This window comes from Falsihalocynthiibacter arcticus (assembly GCF_000812665.2).
GTDB lineage: Bacteria > Pseudomonadota > Alphaproteobacteria > Rhodobacterales > Rhodobacteraceae > Falsihalocynthiibacter > Falsihalocynthiibacter arcticus.
In genome coordinates, this window is sequence record NZ_CP014327.1 from 2,008,545 (window position 1) to 2,033,052 (window position 24,508).

A 24,508-nucleotide genomic window follows, 5' to 3' on the forward strand; every position below is an offset into this window, starting at 1 on the left:
TGGTTTCCTTTCAATTAACTCTGAACGGGACCAAGCCATCACAGCCATAGTCCTGATATTCTGGGTGTCCTGTCGTCGCGTAGGACAATCTGTTTTCCGTGAGGGCCCCTGGCCAAGCAGCTATAACGCGTCGCGCCTGAGCGTGCCGTCTAAGCAAATCGAGGGGACTAAGCTGCAGCCCTTGGTCGAACAAAATCTCGAGGTTATCCATCAGCAGGAGACCGTTGGACGTAAACTCGCCCGCCAATCCCTTCAACAGATCAGACGCCTGTAGGTGCCTCCTCGGACTTGGAATTGTAAGTAATTCGCGCCCTAGAGCAGCGCCAACGTTCAGGATTTGCAGATCCCTGCGCTTGGCGAACTGCCGGAGCAAATTGCTCTTTCCCGAGTTTGGCGCACCAATCAGCAACAGCAGTTTGCTGTTTACGACGACAAGATCTTCGACAACGCGTTCAAGGGAATCAATCATGCACTAGGCCCCTCGATCGTCGAACCCGACGCACTGGGAATCGGGACCCTAAACTCAGATGAGTTCAAAAGGATAATTTGCTGGTCTTGCGGGCGACGTGCTGCCGGGTCTGTATCAAGTCCTAGTCGTCTCAACGCGTAATAAAGCAGCGCCCGCCGAACTTTGATCTTCGCTTTGCCGCCATGCATACCGTAGTCAAGGGCGATGACCTTTGCCTGCGTTTCCGAAAGAGCGGGATGCGGCACAATTTCCAAAGTGACTTCAGAGTTCCAGTCTTCATCATCGGTCGACGTCACTTGGCTTTCGCGCACGGCACGAATTTCAAGAACACGTGAAAGCAGAAAATCTTTGAAGAAATTGTCAGTCAGACAGAAGGCTCTAGTGTGCCAGCGAAATCCATCAAAGGCGATAGCGTGCGGCGCAATCCAACGCCAGCTGGGTTCTGGACTGGACAGAGATTGGTACTTCAACTCGATCGCTTCAGACCGCCGAATTGCGCCAACCACAGACCGAAGCGTCACCGCGTTTACTCCGCGAACAGGCGTTGGCGCAGAAGCAAATGGAGGGAGATCCGCAATCCATGAATCTTCGCAATCAAGAATATCTTCGGCCACTGATCTTAACTGTGCCAGATAGCGGCCCGCATCGGGTTCTAGAAACTGAGGTTTGAATGCTGGACCGCGCACATAGCTACGAACGCTTTTGTCATAGACCATATTATCCGGAGCGAAGCCGATATAGCGGTTCAGGTCGGATGACGATTGGTTCACCGACAGCCCGAACTGCTCCATCAAATCACTTCGGTTCACATGACCATCCCAGAATAAACGAAACTCAATAAACTCGAGCCTTTGCTCGACGCTCCATCGAAGTTCCGACTTTTCGTTATTCAAGATGGCCTCCGAGCAATTTATACGTATGAAAAGTATGCGCACACATTTTTTGGTCTGGCGAAACGTTAGCGGTGTGATGTTGCCTTTGCAAGCGAACTTTCTCTGTTTGTCCGTAGGTTAGTGGACATTCTGCTTGTGGAAATACTTCGTCTCTAGCGCTAAGTTTCACTTTCTTGCCAGCGGCAAACTAACAGAGCGGCGCTTTGTGCGCGCGGCTCTGTTAGTTTCAATGGACAGCGCTAAGGTGAGCTGACTTCGTCTGCTCGCCTTAGCGCTGAAGTGAATCAAATTCTTTGTCCGCCCAACATCCCTGACCGTGGCGGTCAACATTAGTCCATCCCCAAAAACAGCTGCCAATTTCCCCTGTCTCGCAAGCGAGCCATTCCTCGCGTGGCAAATTGGCGTCGGTTTTCGGCGCAGACATTTTCTTCGCAAATGTGGCCGATTGACAGCCCCGTTCAGGGCCATGGGTCGGGCTTTGCCCTCTCCCACTCTGTTCCGCCGAATACATGCGTATTCGATCAGATCAGGTGGCCGAGGCGCAGCCCATCTGCGGAAGGAAGGCACCAAGCCTTGCCCGCGTCACTTTGAACAGGAGGCCACAAATGGCACCGAAATTTGATGTTTATGCCCACGTCACCGACACCATTATTGCAGAGATCGAAGGAGGCACGCCCCCTTGGCGTAAGCCTTGGACCGGCAGCGTGTCCGGTATAGCCCTGCCGACCCGTCACAACGGTGAAGAATATCGCGGGATCAACATTCTGATGCTCTGGGTCATGGCGGCCAAGAATGGTTACGTGTCCAGTCGCTGGATGACCTATAAACAAGCGCAAGAACTGGGCGGTCAGGTTCTTAAGGGTCAGACATCCTCAACGGTGGTCAAATACGGCACATTCACCCGAGAAAACGATTTGGGCGTTGAGGAAGAACTGCCCTATGCGCGCGCCTATCGCGTATTCAATGCGGATCAGATCGAAGGCTTGCCCGAGGACTACTACATCCTGCCCGAGGCCCCGCGCGACCTTGGCACAGCGGCAGATCCAGAGCTTGAGGCGTTTTTTAGCCGGACAGGGGCTGAGATCCTCACCAGCGACGACCCGCGCGCCTATTACAGCCCCGCAAAAGATCACATCCACATGCCGTCGATTGCCACGTTTCATGATGCGGCAGGCTATTATGGGACTATGGCCCATGAGGTGATCCATTGGACCGGCAGCGAAAAGCGGCTGGAGCGGATCAAGAAATTTGCGAACCGAGAGGCCTACGCTTTCGAAGAACTAGTGGCCGAGATCGGAGCCTGTTTTCTCGGGGCACAGATCGGCGTTTCGCCGGAGTTTGGCCAAAGCGCAGCTTATGTCGAGGGTTGGTTGAAAGCGCTCAAAGAAGACAAACGCGCAATTTTTAGCGCGGCATCTGAGGCGCAAAAGGCGGCTGATTTTGTCCTTGAGGCCGCAGGGCAATCGAAAGAGGCAGCGGCATGAGCGGCCCCGCTATTTTGCCCCCGATGACGTGCCGCAAATGCGGCACGTCAAATCCGGTGATCTTTCTTGCGCCGGTCGTCGCGAAAGGCAGCGGCACATGCATTTGCTTGGACTGTGCCGAGGCCCGCAAGTGCCTGGATCCTGACGACAACTTGAAACCCGGTGTAGAGCTTTGAGCCATTGCGTCTCGCGCTCATTGGCGAGGCGCTGCTGATTTACGCAGGAGGTAGAAGTTTGTGGCCCGTGCTGCTGCGCACGGGCCGCTCTGGGAAATGGACTGTGCAGAGGATCGACTGGCTTTCAGCCCGCTCACCTCCTTCTGGTTTTTTTGTATTTTATTGGTCCGCCCAACATCCCTGTCGCGTCCCGTCAATAGGCAAGCGCCGCGCGGGCGCGTCGTCTTTGTCAGCAACCGTGTCCTCGCGCTGTAGGCGCTGCGGGCCGCTCCACTTGCTGGCTTCGACCCATTGACCGGCCGCTCCATGGCCGTGGGTCGGGCTGTGCCCCCACCCACTCTGTTCCGCCGAATACATGCGTATTCGGTCAGATCAGATTGGCCGGTGCGTAGCCCATCGGCGGAAGGGAAACCAAGCCCCAACCGCAGCACCCAAAAGGAGGCCACAAATGGCTCACAGATATCAGCCCCCCAAATTCTGGACCTGCGACTGCGATCGCACGACCGGCGGTCACATCATCGACGGGCTCTATAGCGCCTGCGTGTATTGCGGCAAGCATCGGCATGAACTCAAGGAAATCGTTGTCCCATCGGGATTGGGTGGCGTGTTCTGTGTCGAGATCCTCGGGGTCGAGGATAATTACGCCAAGGTAAAGGTAGTCAAAAGCTCGAACGGCTTTGACGCGCTGCCGCCCTTCACTGTGCCGTTCAAGGACATCGCTCCGCGTTGGAAACACAAGGCGGGAGAAATCCGATGACCCTTGACTATCACAGCGATGATTTTGCGACCGCACGAATGGAAGACACCGTCAGCCTGCGAAGCGCTGCACGTGAGGCGCGCGCCACGCTTTACGCGGTGTTGAACCGGCTAGAGCTGAACGATCTGGACGGCGAGGAGCAGCCCTATATCGACGATTGTCTTGGGGCTCTCGCAATCCTTGAGGAGGCGTTGCGATGACCCTGAACGAGATCAAAACAGCGGTGGATGCGGGCAACCGCGTCCACTGGGTCAACAGCGGGTATGTGGTGACGCGTGATGTCCTCGGGCAGCACCTGATCACCTTCACGCGGAATGGGTCAGCTATCGGTTTGACCAGTCGGGATGGCACCCGCCTGAACTGCAAACCTGACGAATTTTACATCGAGGAAAGCGTGGAGGTTTTGCAATGAAGTATTCTGAACTCAAACAAGCGGCCCGCGAGGGCCGCGCCAGCGTGCATCTGCATGGGTTTTGTAATCTGCCCGATGTTGGGCAGGAATATTGTGATGATCTGGCAGAGATCGATGGCTGGGCGATCTATGTCAGGGTCGAGACACCGGACGATCCGCAACAGCCTTTTGATCTGCATGAACTTCCAGACCATCCAACTTTTGAAAGCGCCAAAGGCGCATCCCGTGCAATTGCTCTGGAATTGCTGGGCGATGCTGAGGCTTGGCACCACGATTGAGTGGTGCCCTATGCCTTGCGCCGGGCATTGCCCGGCGGTCGCAGCTTCCAGCTGCCCCAAATGGAATACAGACAGCTTTCATCAATATTATAATATTGATTCAATTATGGCGAAGTGCCATAACAGGGCTGTCTGTATGAAACTGGCAAGAAATAGGGATGATTACTTCACATGGTCCGACTGCGCGCACCAGGGCAAAAGCGACTGACGCAAAACCAGCGTTTTGCTATCGTGCGCGAGCGTGCCGAGGGCATCCCGATCGAGGATCTAGCCCGTGATTTTGGCGTCACGACCCGCAGCATCTTCTACACGTTGAAAGCCGACCAATGCCGCAAACTGGACGGGCGCGTGCGGTCCGAACTGGTGAATGTTCGGCTCACACCGAAAGAGCTCTTGGGCTTTGACGCAGTGCTGACGCGGCATGATATCGCCAGCCGCGCTGAGGGGTTGCGGCGGTTGATCCATGCATCAAATGATCTCTTTGTACCCGATGATGCACTGGCCGAACAGATGCAGGGACTGTCGGCCTCACTCAATCGCACCGGCAACAACATCAACCAGATTGCGCAGCGGTTAAATGAGGCGAAGCGCCAGGGTAAGACGCCCCCGTATGGCAATTCTGCCCATGGCCAGGTTCGTGCCTTGGCGGGGCTCATCTTCGACATCGCGGATCAGGTACAGGACATGGCGCAGCGTCGCCGCAGCGCTCTGTCCGGCGAGGTTGCCCGCGTTCTGGGAGGCTTTGCCGATGGCCCGGAATAGTGCCGTTGTCGCAGCCCAAGATGCCTTCTTCGACCGCGACTGGAGCCGTATACGCGGAAGCGCGCCGCGTCAGCGCCAAAAGCAGATGGCGCGCGCTGCCATGGGGCATTCGCCCGCGATCTTCAAAGGGATCCGAGGTGGCGGCACCCACACCAAAGCGCAGCTACGCAACCAACTGGAATATCTGACCACCAAGTCGAGCTTTATCATCGATAGTCGTGGCACTTATGACGGGCAAAAGGTGCTTTCTGCCAAAGAGATTGAACAAGTCACACGCCGGTTTTCGGCGCAATGGAACGAGGGGTTTCATCCCAAGCTGGGGCATACCTCGCACCTCTTGATGGCTTTCCCGATTGGTACGCGTGGCGCTGACGTGGCCGAGATCACGCGAGAGATCTGCGAGCGTTTCTTTCAAGGCGAAGGCAGCCATTTCGATTATATCGCCGCGGTGCACGAAGATCGCGATCACCCGCACGCGCATATCGTTTTGAACCGGCGCAGCAAGGACGGCGAGTTCTTCTTTCTCAAGCAAGGGCACCATTTCAATTATGACACTTTCCGCGAGGCGATGGTGGACGTGTCTGACCGGTATGGGCTGCGGCTTGAGGCGACCCGCAAGGTCGAGCGTGGGATCACGACGACAAGCGCAAGCGATGCAGAAATTCGCCGTGCGACAGCCACTGGGCGGGGGCTGAGCGAACGGGAGCGCGTGGGACCAGAGCTCGACCGCGCGTTGGCCGAAGTAGCGCAGAACGCGCGGCTGTATCGCGGCCTGGCAGGCGAAGCCACACGTGAGAACCAACTTGATATTGCGGCAGCCCTGGACAAGGCCGCGGCGCTTTTGGCGCAGGGAAAATCAATTGAAGCAGATGGAAAGGTATATGGCATGGCTGAAGAACAGCATTCGTTTGATGAGGCCGTGGATGCTTTCCATGACAAGATTGGCCAGGCCGAGCGTGTTGTCGCCGAGGCCCCAGTCGAGCGCCGGACCGAGCTCGAACACGGACTGAACGACATCTATCGCTCCTTGTCGCATCTCAGCCCGATTGGCACGCAGTCCCACACATTGCTGGAGGATGCTTCAAAGAGCGGAATTTACTCTGCCGCCAACATTCAGGCCGAGGTAGCAGACACATTGCGGGATCCAGATCTGGCTGAGCGTGTCGAGGTCGCTTTGAAAGGCACTGGCATCAGTGTGCAAGAGGTGTCCCGCCGCATTGAAATCGGCGCGGGCAACGCTGCGTTAGAGCGGCAGTGGCTTGGGCAGGATCTGAAGGCAATTGCTGAACGCGGGGGCTTTGACCTGTCGCGCGCCGACGAGCTCGAAACAGCGATCGACCGTCTTGATCAGGTACACACCGATCTGGGGCGCGTGTTGGCGGAGGCAAATGTCCTCAAAGACAGTGGGGAGGCGCAGGACGCCGAACCCGCCGAACTGGAAATCATCAGCGATCGACTGCCGCCCCTCACTGCTGAAGTCTTGGGGCGTCTGAGGGAAGACCCAATCACGGATCCTTTCCGGAATGACTTGGAGCGCGAAACCTTGCGCGCCGAGTTGGAAGAACTGGTCGGCAAAGAACATGTCCCTGACCTCGCGGCAGGCGACGAGGGTACGCTGGACGAGCATATGAGCGACCGTCTGGACCGTCTCTATGCGGCCAAGGCCTACCTTCAGAGCGATGCCGCCTTGGCGAACAGCGAAGCGATGGAGCAAGTCCTTGATGAAATCGCCAATGAAGAGGTCGATGTTCAACGCGAGCGGCACGTTGATGCGGACGGAGAGAAAGGCGTGACACATGGGTAAAACGCGGATCGCGCTTGGCGTCTTCAGCTTTGCTTTGCTCGGCGCTGCTTTGGGCTATGTGCTGGCCTCCGCCTATCTGACCTTCCACTGGTTCGGGGGCGGCGCGGATATTGATTTTCTGATGTTGGCTCGCGGCTTTGCGGCTTTACGGACAACCCAGCCAGACGATATTCAGATCGTCCACCTGATCGTCGGGATCAGCACGGGTGCCGGTGTCCTTCTCAGCGTCGTATTAATGAACGACGCGCTGACCAAGTTCGGTGAAACCCACTGGCAGCACATGTCCGAGATGAAACGGAACGGCTTTTTCGGCAAGACCGGCCACGGCTTCATCCTGGGCAAAATGGGCAAGCCCAAGAGCCGAAAGCCGTTCGTCATGTCCAAGGTCTTTCCGCATGCCTTGATCGTGGCCCCGACAGGGCGTGGTAAGACGACGGGTTTCGTCATCCCGAACCTTCTGACCTATCAGGGCAGCGCTGTGGTGCTCGACGTGAAGGGCGAGAACTTCGAAGCAACGGCGCGTCACAGAGCATCGCAAGGCGACAAGGTGTTTCGGTTCGCGCCGACGGACTGGAAAGATGGTCGTTCGAACCGCTACAATCCTTTGCTGCGCATCACGGCGCTCGAGAATGTCGATCGGCAGCAAATGGAACTGCAGCTCTTGGCGTCACTCTTTTTGCAGGCGGAAAGCGACCGCGTGCAAGGTCTGCTCGACGGTGGGATTGATCTCTTTGTGGCGGCAGGTCTGTTGGCGTTCGAGCGGAAGCGGCCGACCTTGGGGGAGATCTACCGCATCACAGCTTCAGGCGGTGATAAACAAAAAGAATACCGGCGTCGCGCTGACGAAGTGGCCAGTCCAGCCGCCAAGCTGATCTTCATGCGCATGGCCTCGACCAATAATGACACGCTGACATCTTATCTGTCGCTGCTGATGACATCTGGGCTGAAACAATGGTCAAACCCTGCGATTGACCGGATCACGGAGAGCTCGGATTTTGACTTTAGAGAAATCCGCAAGACGCCGTTTTCCGTCTATCTTGTAGTCGAGCCACTGATGGTGAAACCCCTCGCGCCGCTGATCCGTCTGTTCTTTTCAGACTTGCTGGCGTCATTGCAGGACCATGAACCAGGTAAGGAGGAGCCTTGGCCGGTGATGATCATGCTTGATGAGTTCAATCGCCTAGGCAAAATGCCGATCGTCCTCGATAGCATCGAAACCCTGCGTTCTTACCGTGCCAATCTTGCCATTGTCACCCAGACCATCCCCGCACTCGATGAAATCTATGGTGAAAACGCCCGTCGCGCCTTGCAAGGGAACGCGGGTATTAAGCTCTATCTAACACCCTCGGATGAGAAGACCATCGAGGAGCTTAGCAAGGCCGTCGGCAAAACGACCAAGCGCGTCGTGACCCGCTCGCGGTCGGTGGGCCGGAACCCTTTCGCCGGTCGCAGCATGTCGGAACGGACTGAGGAAACGGCATTGTTACCTGAAGATGAGGCGCGACGGATGGATCTTGATGACATCATTTTGGTCGTCGACGCACAAATGCCGGTGCGTGCTAAGCGGATCAAATACTACGATGACCGGTTCTTTAAGCAGATCTTCGACAAACAGACCGGCGACCTGCCATACCCCTCAGCTGGGGATCAAATGCGCGGGCTTCAGGGGCAGATCAAGGCGCTGGAGGCGAAAATTGGGGCGCTAGAGGTGCCACGAGAGGCCGCCGGTGGCGGGAAACGGCGCGATGAGATTGAAAATTTGGGGTCCGGCAGTCAAAATGCACTGTCGGGCGACAAAGCCAGTTTGAGTGATTATCAGGCCGGAACTGAAAGAGTGGAGAGGTTCATGGAAGAGGCCGCTCGGGGATGAAGGCGGGAAGTGGTCGTTAGCTGCGGGCTGCACCGATGGCAGCTATGCGCAACTAACGACCATTGCTAGGTTTCGATATGGCGCAAAGCCATCACTTTTCCGGAGTGCGGAAAATATCCGTCTCCAAACCTTCGAGCAGTGCTACATTTTATATAGCTCAATAGGGGGAAGTTGCCGCCCCACAAGCACAGACGGTATTGTGGGCAACGCTTACTTATCCGCGAAGGCTATTTCAATTTAGTGCAGCAGCAACTTTCTCATTTTCTAAAATTAAAGGAGCCATGCGCCGTCGACTTTTCTCATCGTTAATTCTGGCAAGTCGCCCGAGTAAAGTCATTATCCTGTCTCTTCTTTCTACGAGTCTGCCGTACCGACTTTCGATGTTTCGCGTGTCGTTGAGCTTTAGATCCTTTATCATACGCTCTGCTTCGGCTTCTTTGCCTGATCCTTCAATTGGCGAGTAGACGGGACCTGGAGCTTTATGAACGCACCTAACCATGTCATCGACACATGGATGCGGCCAGATAAATGGCAGGTCAATAAGGCGCAAATATATAGGGGCTGGCGTTCCAGAGTTAAGAAGGTCCTTTTGTCCCTTTTCTACGTTACAGCCGTGGCACGCCAGAATCAAATTTGAAGCCGTGAGCGAAAACTTCTTGTACTTCGCCTTGGACTTATCAAGAACATGCTCAATGTGTTCATTTAAGTTTCGACGCTCCGGAATTATAATTCTTTGACAATAAGGGCATACCTCATTTTGCTCAACTCTGAGTAGCTTCCTAATTTCGTCTTTGAGAGGTTTCAGGTCCTTATCACCCCATTCACAATCCCCGGATAGGAGCTTCGAAATACAACCCTTATATTTTTGCCTCTTTAGTGCGTACCTCGCAACTGGCCTAATTTTGGCCATTTACGGTATTCCCAAAATTGTTTGTATCACGTCATGAAGGGGGTCATCTTCATTAGGCTGGAGATCGAAGGATCTAAGAAGGTCTCGCTCTTCTTCGAACTCGAGGGTGGTTGTCTGGTTTCGGGCTATTAGATCCAGGCATCGATTGATACACTTATACACTTCTGGAGATCTTGATGAGTAAAGATTAAATTGATCTCTCAAAACCGAATCACTTGGCTTTCCAAATAGATCCGACTTGCCCCACAATTGTTCAGCCGGAAAGTTACAGGTAAACACTTTTGCCCCGCGGACACTACTGGTGATCAAGGGTGAGTGGGTTGCTACAATAATTGTCGAATTTGGAAATAGGTGATCTGAGATTTCGACCAAATCCTTTACAATACTCATCTGCCATGAGGGGTGCAGCGAGTTTTCCGGCTCGTCGAAATAGACGGTGCAGTTAGGGTTTCCACAGTAGATCATTCCGAGTAGCGAAAGCGCATATTGCTTTTCTCCGGAGCTCAAATCCGCCAAGCCAAAGGTCTCACCTTCTTTAATGAACTTTATGTCCGAAAGGGTGATGTCGCCTGCATCAAGGTGCGTGATATAGCCCCGAATAGCTTCGATGTTATCCAGTCGTATATCAGTTAGGCTGCAAAAAAGCTCTGGCTCAACCAGATCGGCAATATCTGATTTTCGCCCCTTACTGTAGCGAAATTTCAATCCTATACGGTCCTGAAATTTCAATTTATTCAATGCCGTAGACGCAGTTTTTTTCGACAAGCTGTCCAAACCGTCTTCGGCAGATAATTTTCGCAAAAGAAATGTGCTGAGCGTGCGAAATGGTGCCACATCGGATATCATGTTATTGTTTACCTTGTTTCCAAGGTAGATAACTCTCTCGCTCCGGGACTTAGCGCGATATATGCTTGGAGCGTATTTGTCGTGCATGGTCCCGGACAAACACAATATCCGCCCGCCCTCACTTTGCTCGTTCATTAAGGTATGGGCGCACTCTTTTGAAGCGAGAGAGAAGAACCTTGATTTTCCAGAACCATTTTTGCCGGTAACAAAATGTACGCCCCCCGGAACAGTAGACGACATAAGTTTTCGAAATTTTCGTTCTTCTGCGTCCACAGCGGTTATCTCCTCGGGTTTGAGATGTACCACGGAACAGGTTCAGCTCGTCTATGGGTGCCATATGCGTTGCCGTGCTCATCTACAAAGCCGGTTTTGTTAGAAGTTAACATTACTGCAAAGATGAGAGGCGTAAAGGACTAACCAAGGGCGGGCCAAGTCTTAGGGCGCAGCATCCGAAAGGTCAGGGAAATGCGCGTTACTGCCGTTCGTGAATGGTGAAGATAAGGTTAGCAAACCGCCCTACAAGCAGAAATTTCACGTCTACTTTGGACGTACTCTGTTGAAAAACTCCCATCTTCGCCCGATAGGGCCAGATCAGAAGAATAACTTCCTTCGAAGGTGGCCCTCTGCAAACCGAGTCTGCAAATTGGCGTTTGGCGAGAACGGCCTTCCAAGTTTCCCAGGCAATTTTCGCGTTGCTGAGTTTTTCAGCAGAATGGGGGGGTACCTGCCATTAGACGAGATTTGCATAAAGGCCGGGTTTGGGCGACTCTTATTCCAATCGCTTTGCCCGCTCCGCGACCCGCTGAACCATCGAAACGGTCGCATTTCCCGCCTGCCGTATTCCAGCTCCTGCAATCTCAGCATTTGACCTACTTCCGAACCGCGCCCTCGCGCGAGAACCCTTTGTGCCGATTAACCCTTTTGCAAATCCACCAGGACCAGGGATGCTCGGCGGTCCTGCCATCATGAAGTTGCCTGAGATGGACCGGACGATCAGCGGGGTGGCCAGGATCATGCCTCCAGCGAGGAACATCATCATGAAAAAGGGCACCAGCGCCCCGATGTTGCTTGCGCCGGAAGGGTCGCCGAGTTCCGTCATCAGCGAGCGAGACATGCCGACGACAGTTGAAAACACGCCTGCGATCACAAGAGGATAGAGCGCGTATGACACCGTGCTAGACAGCCAGCGGTGGAAATAGTCCTTGCTGACATCAAAAAGCGAAAGCGCGATCATGATTGGGGCGATGCCGATCATGAACGCCAGCATGATCTTCGCAAAGATCAGGACAAGGCCGCAGAGCGCCCCGATCACGCCAAGGAGGAACGCGCCGATCGCGCCGATGAGAGCCCCGGCCATCCAATGCATGTTGTCACCAGCCGCGTTCAGGTAATTACCGAACTCTTCGATGAGATCATCAAACGCACTGGCAAAATATCCAGCCCCAGCACCGCCGCCGCCAAGTCCTGCAACCATGCCGCCTGCGAGCTGGTCGAGCCCATTGATGAGGGCGCTAGCGACCGCGTTGAACTGGACCCAATTCATTGCAAACAGCGAGATGAGCATGAGTTTGAGCGCGAACCAGAACGCGGTTCGCCCGTCCATGGATTTGTACTGAAACACCATGTTGATGAAGACGCCGATCACGGCGAGCGTCGAGGCGACCGCGATGACGCCGCCTAGCTGACCGGCGACGTTGCCAAAAGTGGTTTGGGCCGCGTCGTCCAGAAAGTTGTCGGTTGTCTCAACCATCCAGGTGACGACGCCCATTGGGTGCTCCTATGCTTTCTCGGTCGGTTTGACACGCCATATGTCACGCTTCAGGAAGGCCTTCAGGATGTGTTCGCCGTCGAAATCTGGCACGACGGATACCAGCTCCCAGCCATCCTGGCCGAGCGCGGTCAGCTGGGCCTCTATCTTTGGTGGCTTGGTCTTGGCGGTGTTGATCAGTTCGATCTTGTATTCAAACATGGGCTGTTTCCTTTGCTTGGGCCGGATCAATCGGCAGGTAAAATTCGGTGATGCCGCGCGCGCCTTCATGGCGACCGGCTTGAATGATCACATCGATGGACCGAGTGATGTAGTCGTTCATGTCTTGATAGGTCATGGGCACATCGGTTTTCAGGGCGGCGATGGCCAGACGCTGGACCGCCAGCTGCGGTGTTTCAGCGTGTAGCGTAGTGAGAGAGCCACCGTGGCCGGTGTTGATGGCCTCGAGGAAGGTCATGGCTTCTTTGCCGCGCACTTCGCCAAGGACAATGCGGTCTGGCCGCATCCGCAGAGTAGAGGTCAGCAGTACATCCGCGCTGCGCGTCTCTTCGTCGCGATCGGACATCAGCGTGACGACATTGGGCTGTGTCGGGCGCAGCTCGGCAGCTTCTTCAATGGTGACGATACGCTCGTCTTTTGGCACGAAGGAGAGGATTTTGCGCGCCGTGACGGTCTTGCCGGTCGACGTTCCCCCTGACACGATCATGTTGAGCTTATGGATGACGCAAAATTTGATTGCGGCATCGATGTCACCAGTAGCAACGACATCGCGCAGTTCGGCGTTGCGCTTGCGGCGTGCACCCTCATTGCTGCGCTCTTTGCCGAAGAGGTAGGACAGTTTGATCTGCTCCAACGGCAAATCCGCGAAAAACCGCAAAGAAATCGCATAGCCGCCATCAACCGCCGGGGGCTGGATGACCTGCGCGCGAATGGGGCGGTCGCGATAGATGATGCTGACCGACACGATAGGCTTGGTCCGGCTGAGCGTGGTGTTCGCGGCCGAGGCAATCTGGTTGCCAAGGTCTTTGATCTCATTCGGCGAGAGCTGCTGATTGACGCTCCACATGAAGTGATCTCCCTGAAACTCCGCCCATAGTGTGCCGTCAGGGTTGATGCAAAGCTCGATCAGCTTTGGATCACGCGCCTCGGGGATCTTGTCCAGTGAGCTTTGAAGATAGCTGGCGGTCATGGTCAGAAAATCTCCAGATCACGGTCGACCATCACAGTGACGCGAGCACCTTGATCGACATAGATCACGGGCGAGACCGAGAGATATTCGCCGATTACGCTTTGCGCGCTGTCTTGCAGGCCTTCGCCAATGCCCTCGAGCACGTCCGAGGTGATCGCGTCTTCGGTGTTCTGCGCGGCGACGGCAGGCAAGGCCCCGATCAGCGATATCAACGCGGCCGAGCCGAACCTCGTGCCAAACCGGCTGTCGACAAAACCGGTCGTGCCTGAGCGGCCCAGTTCATCGCCACCAAATGCGCTGATTTCAACGGTTTGGTTGCTGGGGAGAATTATCCTATCCCAGGCGATCGTCACGCGTTGCTGTGCAATATCGAGGCCAGACTGATAACGTCCGATAAGGCGTGATCCGCGCGGGATCAGGATCCGTGAGCCGTCATAGGCATGGACGTCCTCCGACACCATGGCGCGCACCTGACCGGCCAGCGAACTGTCGACTGCTGTCTCCAACACCGCTTGGATCATCGTGCCCTGAACAACAGTGTTGGATGGGTTCACGATCAGCTGTGCCTGCGTCACTTCGGCTGGTTCGGCTCCATTGCGGACAAACTCGGTGTCGCCATCAAGCCGTTGCTGCTCTGCTGCCGTCTCACTGTTTCCGCCGCCGGTGCCACCAAAAGCGATAATCGGGCTGGCGATGCGGGCCTCTAATTCTTCAAGTTCCGCTTGCCGCCGCCGCTCTAGCTCCTGGAGGCGCAGCTCTTCGGCCGTGGGGCCAGTTGGTGCGGGCGTGCGCGGGGTTTCCAGACGCGCGAGTTCCAGGTCGTTCTGCAGCCGCTGGATTTGGCGCGCGCGTTCTTCCAGTTCTTCGCGCAAGGCGGCTTGGGTAGACGCGGCTTCGCTGCGCAGGGCATCGACCTCTGCGCTCAGGGTATCGAGTGCTTCAGTATCGATGGTTGGGGCCTCGGGTGCTGGCGCATTGCGCAATGCCTCGAGTTCGGTGCGCATCGCATCCATTTGCGCGCGCAGTTCTTCGGACTCGAGGTTTGGTTCCGGCTCCAGCGGAGGCAGTGTTGTGTCGATCGGTGCAGGGCTGTGTTCTACAACACCGAAGCCCGGTCCCGCCGCTTGGAATTCATCCGGGGAGGCGGTTTCAAGGGCTTCTTGTTCAGAGCCACCGGAGAACAGCAGCAACAGGCTGCCGAGGGCAACGATGCTCCCGATAGCGAGGGCAACAGTCAGAAGTGACGGTCTCTTTGGTGACTTTTGTGTAGTCCCTTCAATTGCTTCTAGGCGTTTCTTCAACTCAGCTGTTTCACTCATTATGATTTGCCTCGCTCATCTCCTGCACGCAGATCTCATCCTCGCCAAGCCGTAGTACCCACCGATCACTGACACCTGAAACGCGGATGACGCCGTCTGTCTGGGTAAGCGCATTCACGCTGCGCTCATTACCACCAGACCAACGAAAGATCGCGGGCAGCGGCGCGTTTGCGGCAAAGCGGAAGTAGGTGAATGTACCGTCATCCCAGATTTCGCGCGGCGTGATCTCTGATCGCGCGCTGACCCCGTAAGCATGGTTTGCGGGCTCGCTTGCGGCAACTCGAGACTGTCGTGGCGCAGAATCGGGATAGGTGAAGCGTATAACATAGAACGTCGGTGAGCTCGCCTCAGTGACGTTGAAATAATAGCTGCGCCGGTTGGTGTAGACGGTGATATTGGTATGCGCGCCGCGCGATACCGGCTTGATTGCAAAGGCCTGGCCACCGGGTACGCCGTCCAAAAGGAAGCCTTTGGTGTCGCCCGCGATGATCGAGCGGATGGTCTCGCCTTGGCCAAATTCGATGCTGGTGACGTGGGTCAGGCTGGTGCTGATGCGATAGACCTGCCCATCCTGATAGGTGGCCAGCCGGACGCGGGCATCATAGGGGCCCTGTCGCGGTTGGGTTTCAGCATGGGCGGTGCCAACGAGCTGAAGGAGGACGGCGAAGATCATGAACAGGCGTGGCATAGGTTACTCCAAACGATCCGAGCGGATCGCGTATTCAGTGACTGTGAAGCCGAAAGGGTTTTGCCAGACGTCGTCGATCGACCTGCTGTTCTCGGGCCGAAACTCGAACATTAGGGTCGCTGTGAAGAGCCCGTTTTGATTGCCGCGCGGCGTGCTGAGGCGTTTACGCAGGCGCACCTGCGCGCGGTTTGCGCTGATATGGGTGATCGAGAGCACTTCGACTTCAAGCCGCGCATCTGTGCCGTAGCTGTCGGGTGGGTATGCCTCATGGCCACTGGTCCAGAGCGCACGCAAACCTGTTGCTGCCGCCCCATCCGACTGATCTAGGACCCGCCGCACCCGCACGTCATTGTCGAGCTGATTATATGTCTCTCGACCGATGACATAGCGATAGACCTGTGCCTCGATGATCGCGGGGCGTTCCGTGAGTGAGATCGCTTCAACCATGGCATTGGGGAGGGCCATGCCAGTTGCGCTATCGAAGGGCACGATCATGGGCGGCGGGTCCACGTCGAACAGGGCCACGAGGGCAGCGGCCAGGCAACCTGCCATGCCAAAGCCCATGCCTGTCAGACCTAGTTTCTGCCAAAGGAGCTCGCGGCGTCGCGCCCCATAGACAAGTTCTTCTTCGATGATTTCTGCCTCGCTGCTCATGGGATCAATCCGCGCGCAGGTTTGGCAGGGTGAAATCCATATAGCGGCGCTCTTCAGCCAGCGTGGCGGCATCGACAACGCCGGATTGACCTGCGCCGACGGTCTGGATGGCTTCGAGCTCCCACATGCGCGTCATCGCAATGGCCAGCTCGGCGGTGACACGGGTGTTGTGATCCACGGCTTCCTTGAGCGTTTCCATGTCAGGGATCAGCGATACAAGCTGCTCGACCCGTTCCAGAGATTGCGCGGCCTCATCATAGCTGTTCTCGGCCGCCGCCGACATCATCGCCCCGGTACCTGCTTGGCTGGCAATCCGCTCAGCCCCCGGATTACCGCTGCTGGCCATGTCAGAAAGGCTGTCTTGATCAAAGCCAGCGTCTTCCAACGCTTGTGTCATGCGGCCTTCCATTTGAGGGGCGGCATTGCCGATAAGGCCGCTGAAATCGCCACTTTGGATTTGCCGGATGGTGCCAAGAAGATCGCCGAACTCTTGATCGAGAAGCCCGTCGAGATCGCCGCCCATAGCCATTTCGATGATGTCCGTCGCGCCGGTCAGGGCCGCGTAAGTCTCGTTAAGTGTGTCGAGTTGCTTTTGCACCAGATCCAGCTGTTCGAGAAGCGTGTCGAGCTGGTCGGTCTGAATGCCAAAATCTTCAAGCATCTGTTGCAGCTGGCGAATTTCTTGCGCGATGTTGCGCGTGTCGATCGTTGGCACGCCTTGGGCGCTTGCAGGCGGGACTGCGAGCATTGCGCATGTGATGATGGCTGAGAAAATGCGGATCATTGAAACGCCTCCAGATCGAATTGCATAAAGTCTTGTTCACGAGCTTGCGCGGCTGCCATGGCTAGCTCGGCCGCTCCAAGGGGGCTGGTATGAGCGGCTTTGAGGCGGGTACGGATTGCTACTAGGCGGGCCAATTCAGCGCGCGCGTAGGTGTTGAGCGACATGGCCGCATGGATGTCCTCGGTTTCGCCAATGCGGGTGATGATGCCCTGCACGCGCAGTGCTGCCGCGCGCACGGAGACCATGGAATAATCGCCATAGATCCCCGCTCCAAAGGAGGTGAGGCTCATGGTGGAATTTGCGAGCAGGACCGGATCGATGGTGCCGAGCGCGTCGACGCCGCCAACGCGCGCGAGATAAAGGTTGTAGCGCTCCGGAATGACCTGAACGTAATGCTGCGTCTCTGCAAAGGGCGGGACGCCGCCATAGCGCTGCACATTGCCGGGACCGGCGTTGTAGGCGGCCAGTCCGTGAATGATGTTGCCGTCAAACATGGCCAGCATCTGCGCTAGATAGCGCGCGCCGCCGTTGACTTGGATGTAGGGGTTTTCATAATAGGCGGGATAGATCCCGAGATCTTGTGCTGTGCCTGGCATGATCTGGGTAAGGCCAAACGCGCCCACGGGGGAGCGCGCACCGATGGTGAAACGGCTCTCTTGCCAGATCAGCGCCTGCAGCAGGCAGCGCCATTGCTTGGGCGAAAGGCCAGCCGCGCGCACGCCGGACATATTGTGCGTTTCCATCGAAGCGCGAATGATCAGCTGTTCGATGGAGCCATTGGCATCACCAAACATCTGGGCCGCACCGGGGTTAGGGTCGACCGAGCCATAGAGTGCACCGGCAGCACTTCCCGGTGACGTGCCTGCTTCCAAACTGGCGACCAGAACGCCTGCATTTCCGCTGCCGAGCGTGGATGCATCGAGGATGTCTTCCAGCGCTTGCAGTTGCCCTTCTTCGAGTTCCTCGAGCGCTTCTTCTGTTGTCAGCCGGTCTTGCTGAAGCGCCAGATCCTGCGCGCCCTGATTCAACATGCGTTCACGCTGCAAGAACATGCCTGCATCAAAGGTCGGCACGCCTTGCGCAAACGCCATGGGCGCTGCGAGCGAGATCAAGCCCGCAAAGATATGCGGGTAAAGTCTATTCATTCAGGACGCCAATCGGTCCAAGCAGCTCAAAATTGCAATTACTGCGGCTGACCTCGGCAAAGGAGGTGAAACATTCTGCCTCAGAGGGCCGGTATTCCGCGCAGGCCGTGAGGGTCAGAAGGGTGAGTGTCATGACGAAAAGCTTGTGCATCAAATCTGTCTCCAAAAATCAGGGTTCTGGCGATAATCCGCGCCGACCAGCGCTTCGCCTTTTTCCATGCCGCCAAGGATCGTGAGATACGGGCCAAGGGCGCTGAGGTCGGCATCGATCACGACCGAGCCTTGATCGTCGCGCACCAGCGCCAGACGGGAATTACTGCCGGTGCCGAGCAGAACGCTGAGCTCTTTGTCAGTGAGTCCAAGCATCTCGTAATCACTGGCCGAAGCACGAATATTGGGAAGCAAGAGTTGGGTAGGAACAGCCTCGACAATCGTTTTGCCAGTTCGGGTTTTCTCGAGCTGGCTTGCGTATTGGGTCATCATCACGACAACCGCGTTTTGTTTGCGCGCGGTCACAAGCCAGTTGCTAAGGCGGTCGGCAAAATACGGATTGTCGAGCGCCTTCCAAGCTTCATCGATGATAATCAGCGTCGGTTTGCGATCCTCGATGACGCGTTCCACCCGCCGAAACAGATAGGACAGCACAGCCATGCGTTCTTTCTCACTTTCGCTGTCGAGAATGCCGGTCAAATCAAAGCCTACGACATCGCCATCGAGCGAAAAGGTGTCCTCGAGGCTTTGCCCGAAGATCCAGCCATAACGCCCATCGGCCGTCCATTCCTGGATCCGTTCAAACATATCTCCTTCATCGGCACCTGCGACGAAGAGGGATGCCAGATCCTGCCAGTTCCGCAGCGCGGCCTCACTGGCACCTGCGTTCTGGCGCACCACTTCTTGAATGCGGTTGATCTGGAGAGGGCTTAAGGGCTTGTCCGTGCGATGTAGAAGCGTGACCAGCCAATCTGCCAGCCAGGCTTGCCCGCGCCGATCAATTTCTGTGCGGAGCGGATTGAGGCCGGTTGCTTCGCCTGCCTTGATCGAACTGTAGAGGCCGCCATTTGCGCGCACCGCCATTTCCATGCCCATGCGATAATCAAAAACAAACACCCGTGCCTCGCAGCGCCGGGCCTGGGACATGAGGAAGGCTGACAAGACCGATTTACCTGAACCAGGGCGACCGAGGATCAAGGTATGACCGCCGGTTGGTTCTTTGTCGGGCTGACCGGTCTCGTGGTAATTAAACAGGAAACCCGAACGCTCCGGTGTCGGGAACAGAGTAATCGGTTTGCCCCAGGGCACTTTATGGCCAGCCTTGCCCAGCTGACTGCGATGAAGCGCTGCGAGGTCGGCAAAGTTCGTGTTTGTGATCGCGGCCTTGCGGCTGCGCATCTGCCCGTTGCCCGGATGTTGCGCGAAATAATGGGTGCGCGCGGCAAAACTTTCATTGACCAGATTGACGCCTTCACTGGCGGCGATATTACGCACTTCGGCAGCGATGGTCTCCAACTTTTCTTTGGTTTCGGCAAACACGGTGACCGTCATGTGATGATCACCAAAGCTGAGCCGCTTGGATTCCAGATCATCCAGTGCGTCGACCAGTTCTTCGGCCAGTGAGATGGCCCCGTCATCACTAGCCTTCATCAATCGCTGTTGCCGTTTGATCCGGCTGGCCATGATGTTGCTATTGATCGGTGTAAAGGAGTGGGTGACCACCATGTCGATAGGCAGATTGAGCTCATCGAACATGGTGCAGCTGGTTCTGGCAGGATAGGTCTTGATTGCGAAGCTTGTGCCAAACCGCTTGCCTGCCGCGCCGTCGTCCAGCGTGAAGCTTCGTCCCTGAAACGTGACACGTGTGTTGGCCACATCCTCGGCAATGATGCCAAAGCGCGATTTTGCGAAGAGCGGCCGTTCCTGACCTATGTTGAGTGCGCCAAGGAAGCCCAGTAGCTCGCCGCTTTCGGCCCCGAGAAGGCGCGGGTTCATCTCGGCAAACGATGACAGCAGAAACCCGACGACCTCGCTGAGCTTGCGCAATTGCTTGGCAGTCTGGTCTTTGAGTTGGGCGATCGAGTCTGAGCGTTTCAGGCGCAGCCGCGCGCCAAGGGGTGGACGCTTCAGAACCGTGAGCGTGAGCGTTTTGTCGCGCAGACCCGCTTGCGCCATGGCCGCCTGCCACCGGGTATCGAGCGCCTGCGCAAATCCCCCGTCGGGCACCGGTGGCAACGTGGTCTCGATCGCTTTTGAAACCTTATGCACGTAGAAACTGTATTCCGGCCCGATTTGCGCGATGATGGCGGCGAAGAGTGCCCGGATTTTCTCTAGGTGCGCGTCATCGCTGGTCATGCTGTTGACGCCATCGAGGCGGATACACTGGAAAAGGGCATTGCCGCGCGTGCGGATCGTTCTTTCATCCACGAGGCTGACATAGGGCAGCATGCTGGCCATGGGGCGCTCTTTGCGCGCCCAGTCTGGCAACATGGCAAGATCATCTGAAGGGTCACGCAGCATAGCTGTCCCCTGAATGGATCTTGCGGTTCGGTGTTGGTGGCGTTTCCTGCAGTGCGGTTACCAGCACCTCAAGAAACGCAGGATCCCAGTCAGCCGCTTTCCACAGGGCGGGATAGGCCAGAGCGGCGGCGACGATCACCGGCCAGCTTTGGACCCACAGGAAAAGCAACACAAACCCGAAGAGCCAGACCATCGCATACATGATCGGCAGCCCGATGAGCTTGGGTGGCCGGATTAGGCCAAGGAAAAGAACGGTTTGCGTTGCCATATCGGATTTACGCGCCCCAGATGGCGGTCACGATGGTCGGCGCAGCCGCGATGCCCGCGATTGCGACCAGCACCCAAAGGGCTTGGCGGAAGTCCAAAATCCCGAAGAGCCAGGACAGGAACACACCGATCAAAGCCAAGGTGCCAATCACGATGCCCAAGGGGCCGGTGATCGTGTCGACGATGCCTTGCAGAAGGTTCTGTACCGGCGAAAGGTCGATACTTTGCGCGAGCGCGGGATTGGCAATCATCAAACTGGCCAGAGCCAGCGAAAGGATCATGCGGATTTGTGTGTGCATCATGAGGCTCCAGTTAGTCGATCACGCACGGCCATGACACGGCGCACATGATTTTGGGTTTCTTGGTAAGGGGGAATGCCGCTGTAGCGCGCGACCGCGTTAGGCCCCGCGTTGTAAGCCGCAAGTGCAAGTTCCGGCGTGCCGAATTGCTCAAGCATCATCAGAAGGTATCGAGCAGAGCCATCCAGATTGGCCTGCCAGTCGTGAGGGTCCACACCAAGCTGCGCAGCTGTGGCTGGCATCAATTGACCGAGACCGATCGCACCTGCAGAGCTGCGCGCGTTTGCGCGATAGGCGCTCTCGATCTCGATATTTGCTTGGAAAAGCGTCTGCCATTCGGACACAGACAGACCGGCGCGACGCAGTGCGGGGTGCCCACCATAGCGATGCGCAGTGCTTTCAAGGGCTGCGAGGATTTCAGGGCGGGGGATTGCTAGCGCAGGCCCAGAGTCAACCGACATGCGGGGCGCTTGCGGTTCAGGTGCTGCGAAAACGGTCAGCTCTGGTGCATTCGCGCCTACGCCGTCGATGTAGCTTTGCGCGAAACCAGACTGAGGTGCTTTTGTTTCCAACTGGCCATCGGCCCGCATTGAGAGCACGAAACCTTCAGCGCCAGCTGGGGCTGCGATGAGCGCAGCAAGGACGGCAAGTGCTTTAGTCGGTGTCGCCTGGCTTGTGCGAAGCGACTTTGCCTTCGACCATTGGGATTGAAATGATCGATACGTCCAACCCAGCAAGGAAGCTCGATAAGCCGTTGATTGTCTTGAATTCTCGCGCGGCCATGTTGTTGCGTGCGGTGACAAGCAGGCGGCGCGTCTCGCCGTCAGGCGAGACGCAATGCACGGTCCAGACCCCGGACCACTGAGCACTTGTTCGTTTGGGCGTAACGCGGCACACGACATCCGCCGAATGTCCTTCGGCAAGCAGTGCGCGTAGCCCTTCTTCGCTAACAACATTGGGGGCGTCTTGCATCAAATTCATTGAAACGAGCCTTGCAGAACTGTGCATGGACCCGGCAGTCCCTCATGGACTATCAGATCGATACATTATTATAATTTTGCAATCAAGAGGTGCATTTTGACTTGATGCGCTCTTTTTGCGTTGAAACGAACTTACTGCAACGGAGTGGCTGAGCCAAGATAATATGGGGATTTTGAAACAGACATGGGCGGTTTTGGCCATTTTGTGCTGGGGATCTGCCTCAATCGAAGGGAATTGTTTGCCTCCGATAGCGTCCTTTATGCCGACCGATGCCGATGCTGTTCGGGCGTATGCTGACTTGTTGAGACGCGACGCAGAGACATACTTTGACGATGTCGAGCAGTACTTTCGGTGCCAGGACGAGGAGCGACGAGAGGTGTTTGAGCAAGCGCGAGCGGTCAGCGAAGACTATGCGCAGATTTTTGAAATTTTGTGGAGTGAGAGTTAGGGGCCAGCCAGCGCCGATGCAAAAGCGGCCACCCACTATTGTGGTGACGAAGGTCGCCAATGTGGGCCAAAGTTAGTTTTCGCAACTGTCTTACCGAAGCCCGCGTTGGAGATCACAGAAGCAGACAGCGGTTCCTTTGTTTTCTCCCTACACGCGGCGCTAAACCCAATTCGAAAGAACTTCCAGCATCGTTGAAATACGTTGCGTGAAATTGGAGCGGTCCTCAAGACGAACGAGGACGGCCTAAATTTTCGACCGTCCTCATTTGACATAATGCGAGGTTACGAGAGCGGAAACGGCACAACGTCCGAGATGCGCTTTGTCCCCGTTATCACCATGACGATCCGGTCCAGGCCGATACCAAGTCCCCCGGCCTGAGGCATTCCGTCATCAATAGCCGACAAAAAGTACTCATCCACACCGTAAGGCTCATCCCGTACCAGATCCTGCCCTTCCAAGCGCTTGCGCTGTTCCAGCGGGTCGTTCAGTTCACTGTAGGCGTTGGCGATTTCCATGCCGCCTATATAAGCTTCGAACCTCTCCGTTAGCCGCCGGTCGTCGCGATGGACCTTGGTCAGCGGGCTTGTTTCAACCGGGTGATCTATGACGAAACAGGGACCGACAAGCGAATCTTCGACGTGGTCTTCGAAAATTGCGGTCAGCAATTCGCCCCAGCTTGATGGCTGCTCTGCGAGATCTGCGCCTGGGTTGCGTTCCTGCCAGGCATCCTTCAGCGCAGTAAGCGTTACGTCACACGCCGCAAGGTTCAGCTCGCGCGCGACAAGATCCAGCATTCGAAAGCGTGGCCACGGCCGTTCGAAATCGATCAGGGCGTCGTTCAAACGCACCCGAAACTGGCCCCAAATCTCTTTGACCGCTGCGCCAACCAATCGTTCAGTCAGTTCCATCATGTCTTCATAATCTTGCCACGCGGCATAGCATTCAAAGGCCATGAAACTGGGTTGATGAGTGTGGTCGATCCCCTCATTACGAAAATTGCGGCCAATCTCGTAAACCTTTTCCAGCCCGCCTGCTAAGGCGCGCTTGAGATCCGGTTCTGGCGACACTCTAAGATACAGTTCCTGCCCTTTGGAGCCCTTTGCTTGGGTCGTAAAAGGCGTCGCCGCGGCACCGCCAAAGTAGGGACCAAGGATGGAGGTTTGCAATTCAAGGAAACCTTCTTGCTCCATAATCCTGCGGAACACTGAAAGAACTGTGGCATGGGCTCGCAGATTTTCTGTCAAAACAGAATTGGTCATAAGATCGACATGACGGTCGTGGCGCAACAGCGCGCCGCGATCGGCTCGCGCACCGTGTCGGGTACCGTCCGATGCCAACTTGCCTAGACCAGCGCTGGTCGCCGCTTTGCACAGCACCTGAAGCGTCTTAACGCTGATTGTGGTCTGGCCCCGCGAGGTTCGGGTAAGCGTGCCTTCGATTCCAACGATGTCATTGACATCTAGATGCGGCAACATTCCCCAAAACACCAACGACACGTCGTCAATCTTAACGCGCAGCTGGATGATGGCGTGTTCCTGCATGAGGTCTGCGAACCAGATGCCGCCCACGTGGCGAAGTGCGGTAAGTCGCCCGGCTACACGCAGCACTGGCCGATCAGTTTCAGCCAGTTCGGCGTGTTCGTGGTACAGTATCTCGAGGTCGCGTACCTTGTGCGTCGGTCGGTAGGCTTTCGCTGGGAATAGGTCTATTCCCATGGCTTCTAGAGCTTGGCGGTTAGCCAGGCGCGATTGACGGTCATCGTCTTTAACGTTGGAGATATGATTCATGGAATTC

General features: G+C 56.3%; 30 protein-coding genes. 10 read left to right on the forward strand and 20 right to left on the reverse strand.

All coding sequences use genetic code 11. The features are described from left to right. Positions 1 to 10: 10 nt before the first annotated feature. Together brxF and RC74_RS09970 are read right to left on the reverse strand one after the other, a co-directional pair. Complete coding sequence (gene brxF / locus RC74_RS09965; RefSeq protein ID WP_039004584.1) at positions 11 to 469, reverse strand: BREX-3 system P-loop-containing protein BrxF; 459 nt, start codon at positions 467 to 469, stop codon at positions 11 to 13. After that, positions 466 to 1,362, reverse strand: a complete 897-nt coding sequence (locus RC74_RS09970) for a BrxR family helix-turn-helix transcriptional regulator (protein ID WP_082802242.1) — start codon at positions 1,360 to 1,362, stop codon at positions 466 to 468. Before RC74_RS09970 ends, brxF begins: the two co-directional genes overlap by 4 nt. Positions 1,363 to 1,967: 605 nt before the next feature. Between RC74_RS09970 and RC74_RS09975 the strand changes: the two genes are divergently transcribed. Next, entirely contained in the window at positions 1,968 to 2,846 is an 879-nt protein-coding gene (locus tag RC74_RS09975) for an ArdC family protein (protein ID WP_039004585.1), read from the forward strand. After that, on the forward strand, positions 2,843 to 3,022 hold the full coding sequence (locus tag RC74_RS09980; RefSeq protein ID WP_039004586.1) for a hypothetical protein: 180 nt from the start codon (positions 2,843 to 2,845) through the stop codon (positions 3,020 to 3,022). Before RC74_RS09975 ends, RC74_RS09980 begins: the two co-directional genes overlap by 4 nt. Before the next feature lie 159 nt (positions 3,023 to 3,181). On the opposite strand, the gene RC74_RS09985 is transcribed toward RC74_RS09980, so the two are convergent. Further along, positions 3,182 to 3,379, reverse strand: a complete 198-nt coding sequence (locus RC74_RS09985; protein ID WP_039004587.1) for a hypothetical protein — start codon at positions 3,377 to 3,379, stop codon at positions 3,182 to 3,184. Between the two features lie 91 nt (positions 3,380 to 3,470). Between RC74_RS09985 and RC74_RS09990 the strand changes: the two genes are divergently transcribed. The 7 genes from RC74_RS09990 (at position 3,471) to RC74_RS10020 (ending at position 8,905) form a co-directional block, all read left to right on the forward strand. Then, a complete protein-coding gene (locus RC74_RS09990; protein ID WP_039004588.1) occupies positions 3,471 to 3,779 on the forward strand; it encodes a hypothetical protein in 309 nt (102 codons plus the stop codon). Next, entirely contained in the window at positions 3,776 to 3,979 is a 204-nt protein-coding gene (locus tag RC74_RS09995; RefSeq protein ID WP_039004590.1) for a hypothetical protein, read from the forward strand. Before RC74_RS09990 ends, RC74_RS09995 begins: the two co-directional genes overlap by 4 nt. After that, complete coding sequence (locus RC74_RS10000) at positions 3,976 to 4,191, forward strand: hypothetical protein (protein ID WP_052275143.1); 216 nt, start codon at positions 3,976 to 3,978, stop codon at positions 4,189 to 4,191. Before RC74_RS09995 ends, RC74_RS10000 begins: the two co-directional genes overlap by 4 nt. Beyond that, complete coding sequence (locus RC74_RS10005) at positions 4,188 to 4,469, forward strand: hypothetical protein (RefSeq protein ID WP_039004591.1); 282 nt, start codon at positions 4,188 to 4,190, stop codon at positions 4,467 to 4,469. The genes RC74_RS10000 and RC74_RS10005 overlap by 4 nt, the downstream gene beginning before the upstream one ends. Positions 4,470 to 4,640: 171 nt before the next feature. Beyond that, positions 4,641 to 5,231, forward strand: coding sequence for a hypothetical protein (locus RC74_RS10010; RefSeq protein WP_039004592.1), 591 nt, complete (start codon positions 4,641 to 4,643; stop codon positions 5,229 to 5,231). Beyond that, the gene (locus tag RC74_RS10015; RefSeq protein ID WP_039004593.1) at positions 5,218 to 7,035 is read left to right on the forward strand and encodes a relaxase/mobilization nuclease domain-containing protein; all 1,818 of its coding nucleotides are present in this window, start codon (positions 5,218 to 5,220) and stop codon (positions 7,033 to 7,035) included. Before RC74_RS10010 ends, RC74_RS10015 begins: the two co-directional genes overlap by 14 nt. Next, entirely contained in the window at positions 7,028 to 8,905 is a 1,878-nt protein-coding gene (locus RC74_RS10020) for a type IV secretory system conjugative DNA transfer family protein (RefSeq protein ID WP_039004594.1), read from the forward strand. The genes RC74_RS10015 and RC74_RS10020 overlap by 8 nt, the downstream gene beginning before the upstream one ends. Before the next feature lie 232 nt (positions 8,906 to 9,137). Here RC74_RS10020 and RC74_RS10025 read toward each other — a convergent pair whose 3' ends face one another. From RC74_RS10025 to RC74_RS10095, 16 genes are all read right to left on the reverse strand, one after another. Next, complete coding sequence (locus RC74_RS10025) at positions 9,138 to 9,815, reverse strand: HNH endonuclease family protein (protein WP_052275144.1); 678 nt, start codon at positions 9,813 to 9,815, stop codon at positions 9,138 to 9,140. Further along, positions 9,816 to 10,934: an AAA family ATPase gene (locus RC74_RS10030; RefSeq protein ID WP_039004595.1), complete on the reverse strand. Its 1,119-nt coding sequence runs from the start codon at positions 10,932 to 10,934 to the stop codon at positions 9,816 to 9,818. It lies immediately after the preceding gene. 496 nt (positions 10,935 to 11,430) lie between these two features. Beyond that, complete coding sequence (locus RC74_RS10035; protein WP_039004597.1) at positions 11,431 to 12,429, reverse strand: TrbL/VirB6 family protein; 999 nt, start codon at positions 12,427 to 12,429, stop codon at positions 11,431 to 11,433. Between the two features lie 9 nt (positions 12,430 to 12,438). Further along, positions 12,439 to 12,630 (reverse strand): DUF4177 domain-containing protein, encoded by a 192-nt coding sequence (locus tag RC74_RS10040; RefSeq protein WP_039004598.1) that lies wholly within the window; start codon positions 12,628 to 12,630, stop codon positions 12,439 to 12,441. Further along, a complete protein-coding gene (locus tag RC74_RS10045; RefSeq protein WP_039004599.1) occupies positions 12,623 to 13,618 on the reverse strand; it encodes an ATPase, T2SS/T4P/T4SS family in 996 nt (331 codons plus the stop codon). Before RC74_RS10045 ends, RC74_RS10040 begins: the two co-directional genes overlap by 8 nt. Before the next feature lie 2 nt (positions 13,619 to 13,620). Then, positions 13,621 to 14,937, reverse strand: coding sequence for a TraB/TrbI/VirB10 family type IV secretion system protein (locus tag RC74_RS10050; RefSeq protein WP_039004600.1), 1,317 nt, complete (start codon positions 14,935 to 14,937; stop codon positions 13,621 to 13,623). Further along, positions 14,930 to 15,625, reverse strand: a complete 696-nt coding sequence (locus RC74_RS10055; protein ID WP_039004601.1) for a TrbG/VirB9 family P-type conjugative transfer protein — start codon at positions 15,623 to 15,625, stop codon at positions 14,930 to 14,932. The genes RC74_RS10050 and RC74_RS10055 overlap by 8 nt, the downstream gene beginning before the upstream one ends. 3 nt (positions 15,626 to 15,628) lie before the next feature. Continuing rightward, entirely contained in the window at positions 15,629 to 16,279 is a 651-nt protein-coding gene (locus RC74_RS10060; RefSeq protein WP_039004602.1) for a VirB8 family type IV secretion system protein, read from the reverse strand. A gap of 4 nt (positions 16,280 to 16,283) precedes the next feature. Then, the gene (locus RC74_RS10065) at positions 16,284 to 17,063 is read right to left on the reverse strand and encodes a type IV secretion system protein (protein ID WP_052275145.1); all 780 of its coding nucleotides are present in this window, start codon (positions 17,061 to 17,063) and stop codon (positions 16,284 to 16,286) included. Beyond that, complete coding sequence (locus tag RC74_RS10070; protein WP_052275146.1) at positions 17,060 to 18,208, reverse strand: lytic transglycosylase domain-containing protein; 1,149 nt, start codon at positions 18,206 to 18,208, stop codon at positions 17,060 to 17,062. Before RC74_RS10070 ends, RC74_RS10065 begins: the two co-directional genes overlap by 4 nt. Beyond that, entirely contained in the window at positions 18,201 to 18,359 is a 159-nt protein-coding gene (locus RC74_RS22145) for a hypothetical protein (RefSeq protein WP_156477442.1), read from the reverse strand. Before RC74_RS22145 ends, RC74_RS10070 begins: the two co-directional genes overlap by 8 nt. After that, positions 18,359 to 20,719: a VirB4 family type IV secretion/conjugal transfer ATPase gene (locus RC74_RS10075; protein WP_039004603.1), complete on the reverse strand. Its 2,361-nt coding sequence runs from the start codon at positions 20,717 to 20,719 to the stop codon at positions 18,359 to 18,361. Before RC74_RS10075 ends, RC74_RS22145 begins: the two co-directional genes overlap by 1 nt. Further along, on the reverse strand, positions 20,709 to 20,987 hold the full coding sequence (locus RC74_RS10080; protein WP_039004604.1) for a VirB3 family type IV secretion system protein: 279 nt from the start codon (positions 20,985 to 20,987) through the stop codon (positions 20,709 to 20,711). Before RC74_RS10080 ends, RC74_RS10075 begins: the two co-directional genes overlap by 11 nt. A 7-nt stretch (positions 20,988 to 20,994) precedes the next feature. Then, positions 20,995 to 21,285 carry a TrbC/VirB2 family type IV secretion system protein gene (locus RC74_RS10085; RefSeq protein ID WP_039004605.1) on the reverse strand — a complete coding sequence of 97 codons (291 nt, stop codon included), beginning with the start codon at positions 21,283 to 21,285 and terminating at the stop codon, positions 20,995 to 20,997. Beyond that, complete coding sequence (locus RC74_RS10090) at positions 21,285 to 21,875, reverse strand: lytic transglycosylase domain-containing protein (protein WP_039004607.1); 591 nt, start codon at positions 21,873 to 21,875, stop codon at positions 21,285 to 21,287. The genes RC74_RS10085 and RC74_RS10090 overlap by 1 nt, the downstream gene beginning before the upstream one ends. A 64-nt stretch (positions 21,876 to 21,939) precedes the next feature. After that, a complete protein-coding gene (locus RC74_RS10095) occupies positions 21,940 to 22,266 on the reverse strand; it encodes a hypothetical protein (RefSeq protein ID WP_052275151.1) in 327 nt (108 codons plus the stop codon). 172 nt (positions 22,267 to 22,438) lie between these two features. Between RC74_RS10095 and RC74_RS10100 the strand changes: the two genes are divergently transcribed. Next, positions 22,439 to 22,714, forward strand: coding sequence for a hypothetical protein (locus tag RC74_RS10100; protein ID WP_236940057.1), 276 nt, complete (start codon positions 22,439 to 22,441; stop codon positions 22,712 to 22,714). Between the two features lie 281 nt (positions 22,715 to 22,995). Here the strand turns inward: RC74_RS10100 and RC74_RS10105 are convergent, their stop codons facing one another. Continuing rightward, positions 22,996 to 24,501, reverse strand: a complete 1,506-nt coding sequence (locus RC74_RS10105) for an amino acid--tRNA ligase-related protein (RefSeq protein ID WP_052275147.1) — start codon at positions 24,499 to 24,501, stop codon at positions 22,996 to 22,998. Between the last annotated feature and the right edge of the window lie 7 nt (positions 24,502 to 24,508).

Bases quoted from the DNA above. Each gene is read 5' to 3' on its own strand.
- brxF (WP_039004584.1), bottom strand. From the start codon at position 469: ATGATTGATTCCCTTGAACGCGTTGTCGAAGATCTTGTCGTCGTAAAC.
- RC74_RS09975 (WP_039004585.1), top strand. From the start codon at position 1,968: ATGGCACCGAAATTTGATGTTTATGCCCACGTCACCGACACCATTATT.
- RC74_RS09980 (WP_039004586.1), top strand. From the start codon at position 2,843: ATGAGCGGCCCCGCTATTTTGCCCCCGATGACGTGCCGCAAATGCGGC.
- RC74_RS09985 (WP_039004587.1), bottom strand. From the start codon at position 3,379: ATGTATTCGGCGGAACAGAGTGGGTGGGGGCACAGCCCGACCCACGGC.
- RC74_RS09990 (WP_039004588.1), top strand. From the start codon at position 3,471: ATGGCTCACAGATATCAGCCCCCCAAATTCTGGACCTGCGACTGCGAT.
- RC74_RS09995 (WP_039004590.1), top strand. From the start codon at position 3,776: ATGACCCTTGACTATCACAGCGATGATTTTGCGACCGCACGAATGGAA.
- RC74_RS10000 (WP_052275143.1), top strand. From the start codon at position 3,976: ATGACCCTGAACGAGATCAAAACAGCGGTGGATGCGGGCAACCGCGTC.
- RC74_RS10005 (WP_039004591.1), top strand. From the start codon at position 4,188: ATGAAGTATTCTGAACTCAAACAAGCGGCCCGCGAGGGCCGCGCCAGC.
- RC74_RS10010 (WP_039004592.1), top strand. From the start codon at position 4,641: ATGGTCCGACTGCGCGCACCAGGGCAAAAGCGACTGACGCAAAACCAG.
- RC74_RS10015 (WP_039004593.1), top strand. From the start codon at position 5,218: ATGGCCCGGAATAGTGCCGTTGTCGCAGCCCAAGATGCCTTCTTCGAC.
- RC74_RS10020 (WP_039004594.1), top strand. From the start codon at position 7,028: ATGGGTAAAACGCGGATCGCGCTTGGCGTCTTCAGCTTTGCTTTGCTC.
- RC74_RS10025 (WP_052275144.1), bottom strand. From the start codon at position 9,815: ATGGCCAAAATTAGGCCAGTTGCGAGGTACGCACTAAAGAGGCAAAAA.
- RC74_RS10035 (WP_039004597.1), bottom strand. From the start codon at position 12,429: ATGGGCGTCGTCACCTGGATGGTTGAGACAACCGACAACTTTCTGGAC.
- RC74_RS10040 (WP_039004598.1), bottom strand. From the start codon at position 12,630: ATGTTTGAATACAAGATCGAACTGATCAACACCGCCAAGACCAAGCCA.
- RC74_RS10045 (WP_039004599.1), bottom strand. From the start codon at position 13,618: ATGACCGCCAGCTATCTTCAAAGCTCACTGGACAAGATCCCCGAGGCG.
- RC74_RS10050 (WP_039004600.1), bottom strand. From the start codon at position 14,937: ATGAGTGAAACAGCTGAGTTGAAGAAACGCCTAGAAGCAATTGAAGGG.
- RC74_RS10055 (WP_039004601.1), bottom strand. From the start codon at position 15,625: ATGCCACGCCTGTTCATGATCTTCGCCGTCCTCCTTCAGCTCGTTGGC.
- RC74_RS10060 (WP_039004602.1), bottom strand. From the start codon at position 16,279: ATGAGCAGCGAGGCAGAAATCATCGAAGAAGAACTTGTCTATGGGGCG.
- RC74_RS10065 (WP_052275145.1), bottom strand. From the start codon at position 17,063: ATGATCCGCATTTTCTCAGCCATCATCACATGCGCAATGCTCGCAGTC.
- RC74_RS10070 (WP_052275146.1), bottom strand. From the start codon at position 18,208: ATGAATAGACTTTACCCGCATATCTTTGCGGGCTTGATCTCGCTCGCA.
- RC74_RS22145 (WP_156477442.1), bottom strand. From the start codon at position 18,359: ATGCACAAGCTTTTCGTCATGACACTCACCCTTCTGACCCTCACGGCC.
- RC74_RS10075 (WP_039004603.1), bottom strand. From the start codon at position 20,719: ATGCTGCGTGACCCTTCAGATGATCTTGCCATGTTGCCAGACTGGGCG.
- RC74_RS10080 (WP_039004604.1), bottom strand. From the start codon at position 20,987: ATGGCAACGCAAACCGTTCTTTTCCTTGGCCTAATCCGGCCACCCAAG.
- RC74_RS10085 (WP_039004605.1), bottom strand. From the start codon at position 21,285: ATGCACACACAAATCCGCATGATCCTTTCGCTGGCTCTGGCCAGTTTG.
- RC74_RS10090 (WP_039004607.1), bottom strand. From the start codon at position 21,875: ATGCGGGCCGATGGCCAGTTGGAAACAAAAGCACCTCAGTCTGGTTTC.
- RC74_RS10095 (WP_052275151.1), bottom strand. From the start codon at position 22,266: ATGAATTTGATGCAAGACGCCCCCAATGTTGTTAGCGAAGAAGGGCTA.
- RC74_RS10105 (WP_052275147.1), bottom strand. From the start codon at position 24,501: ATGAATCATATCTCCAACGTTAAAGACGATGACCGTCAATCGCGCCTG.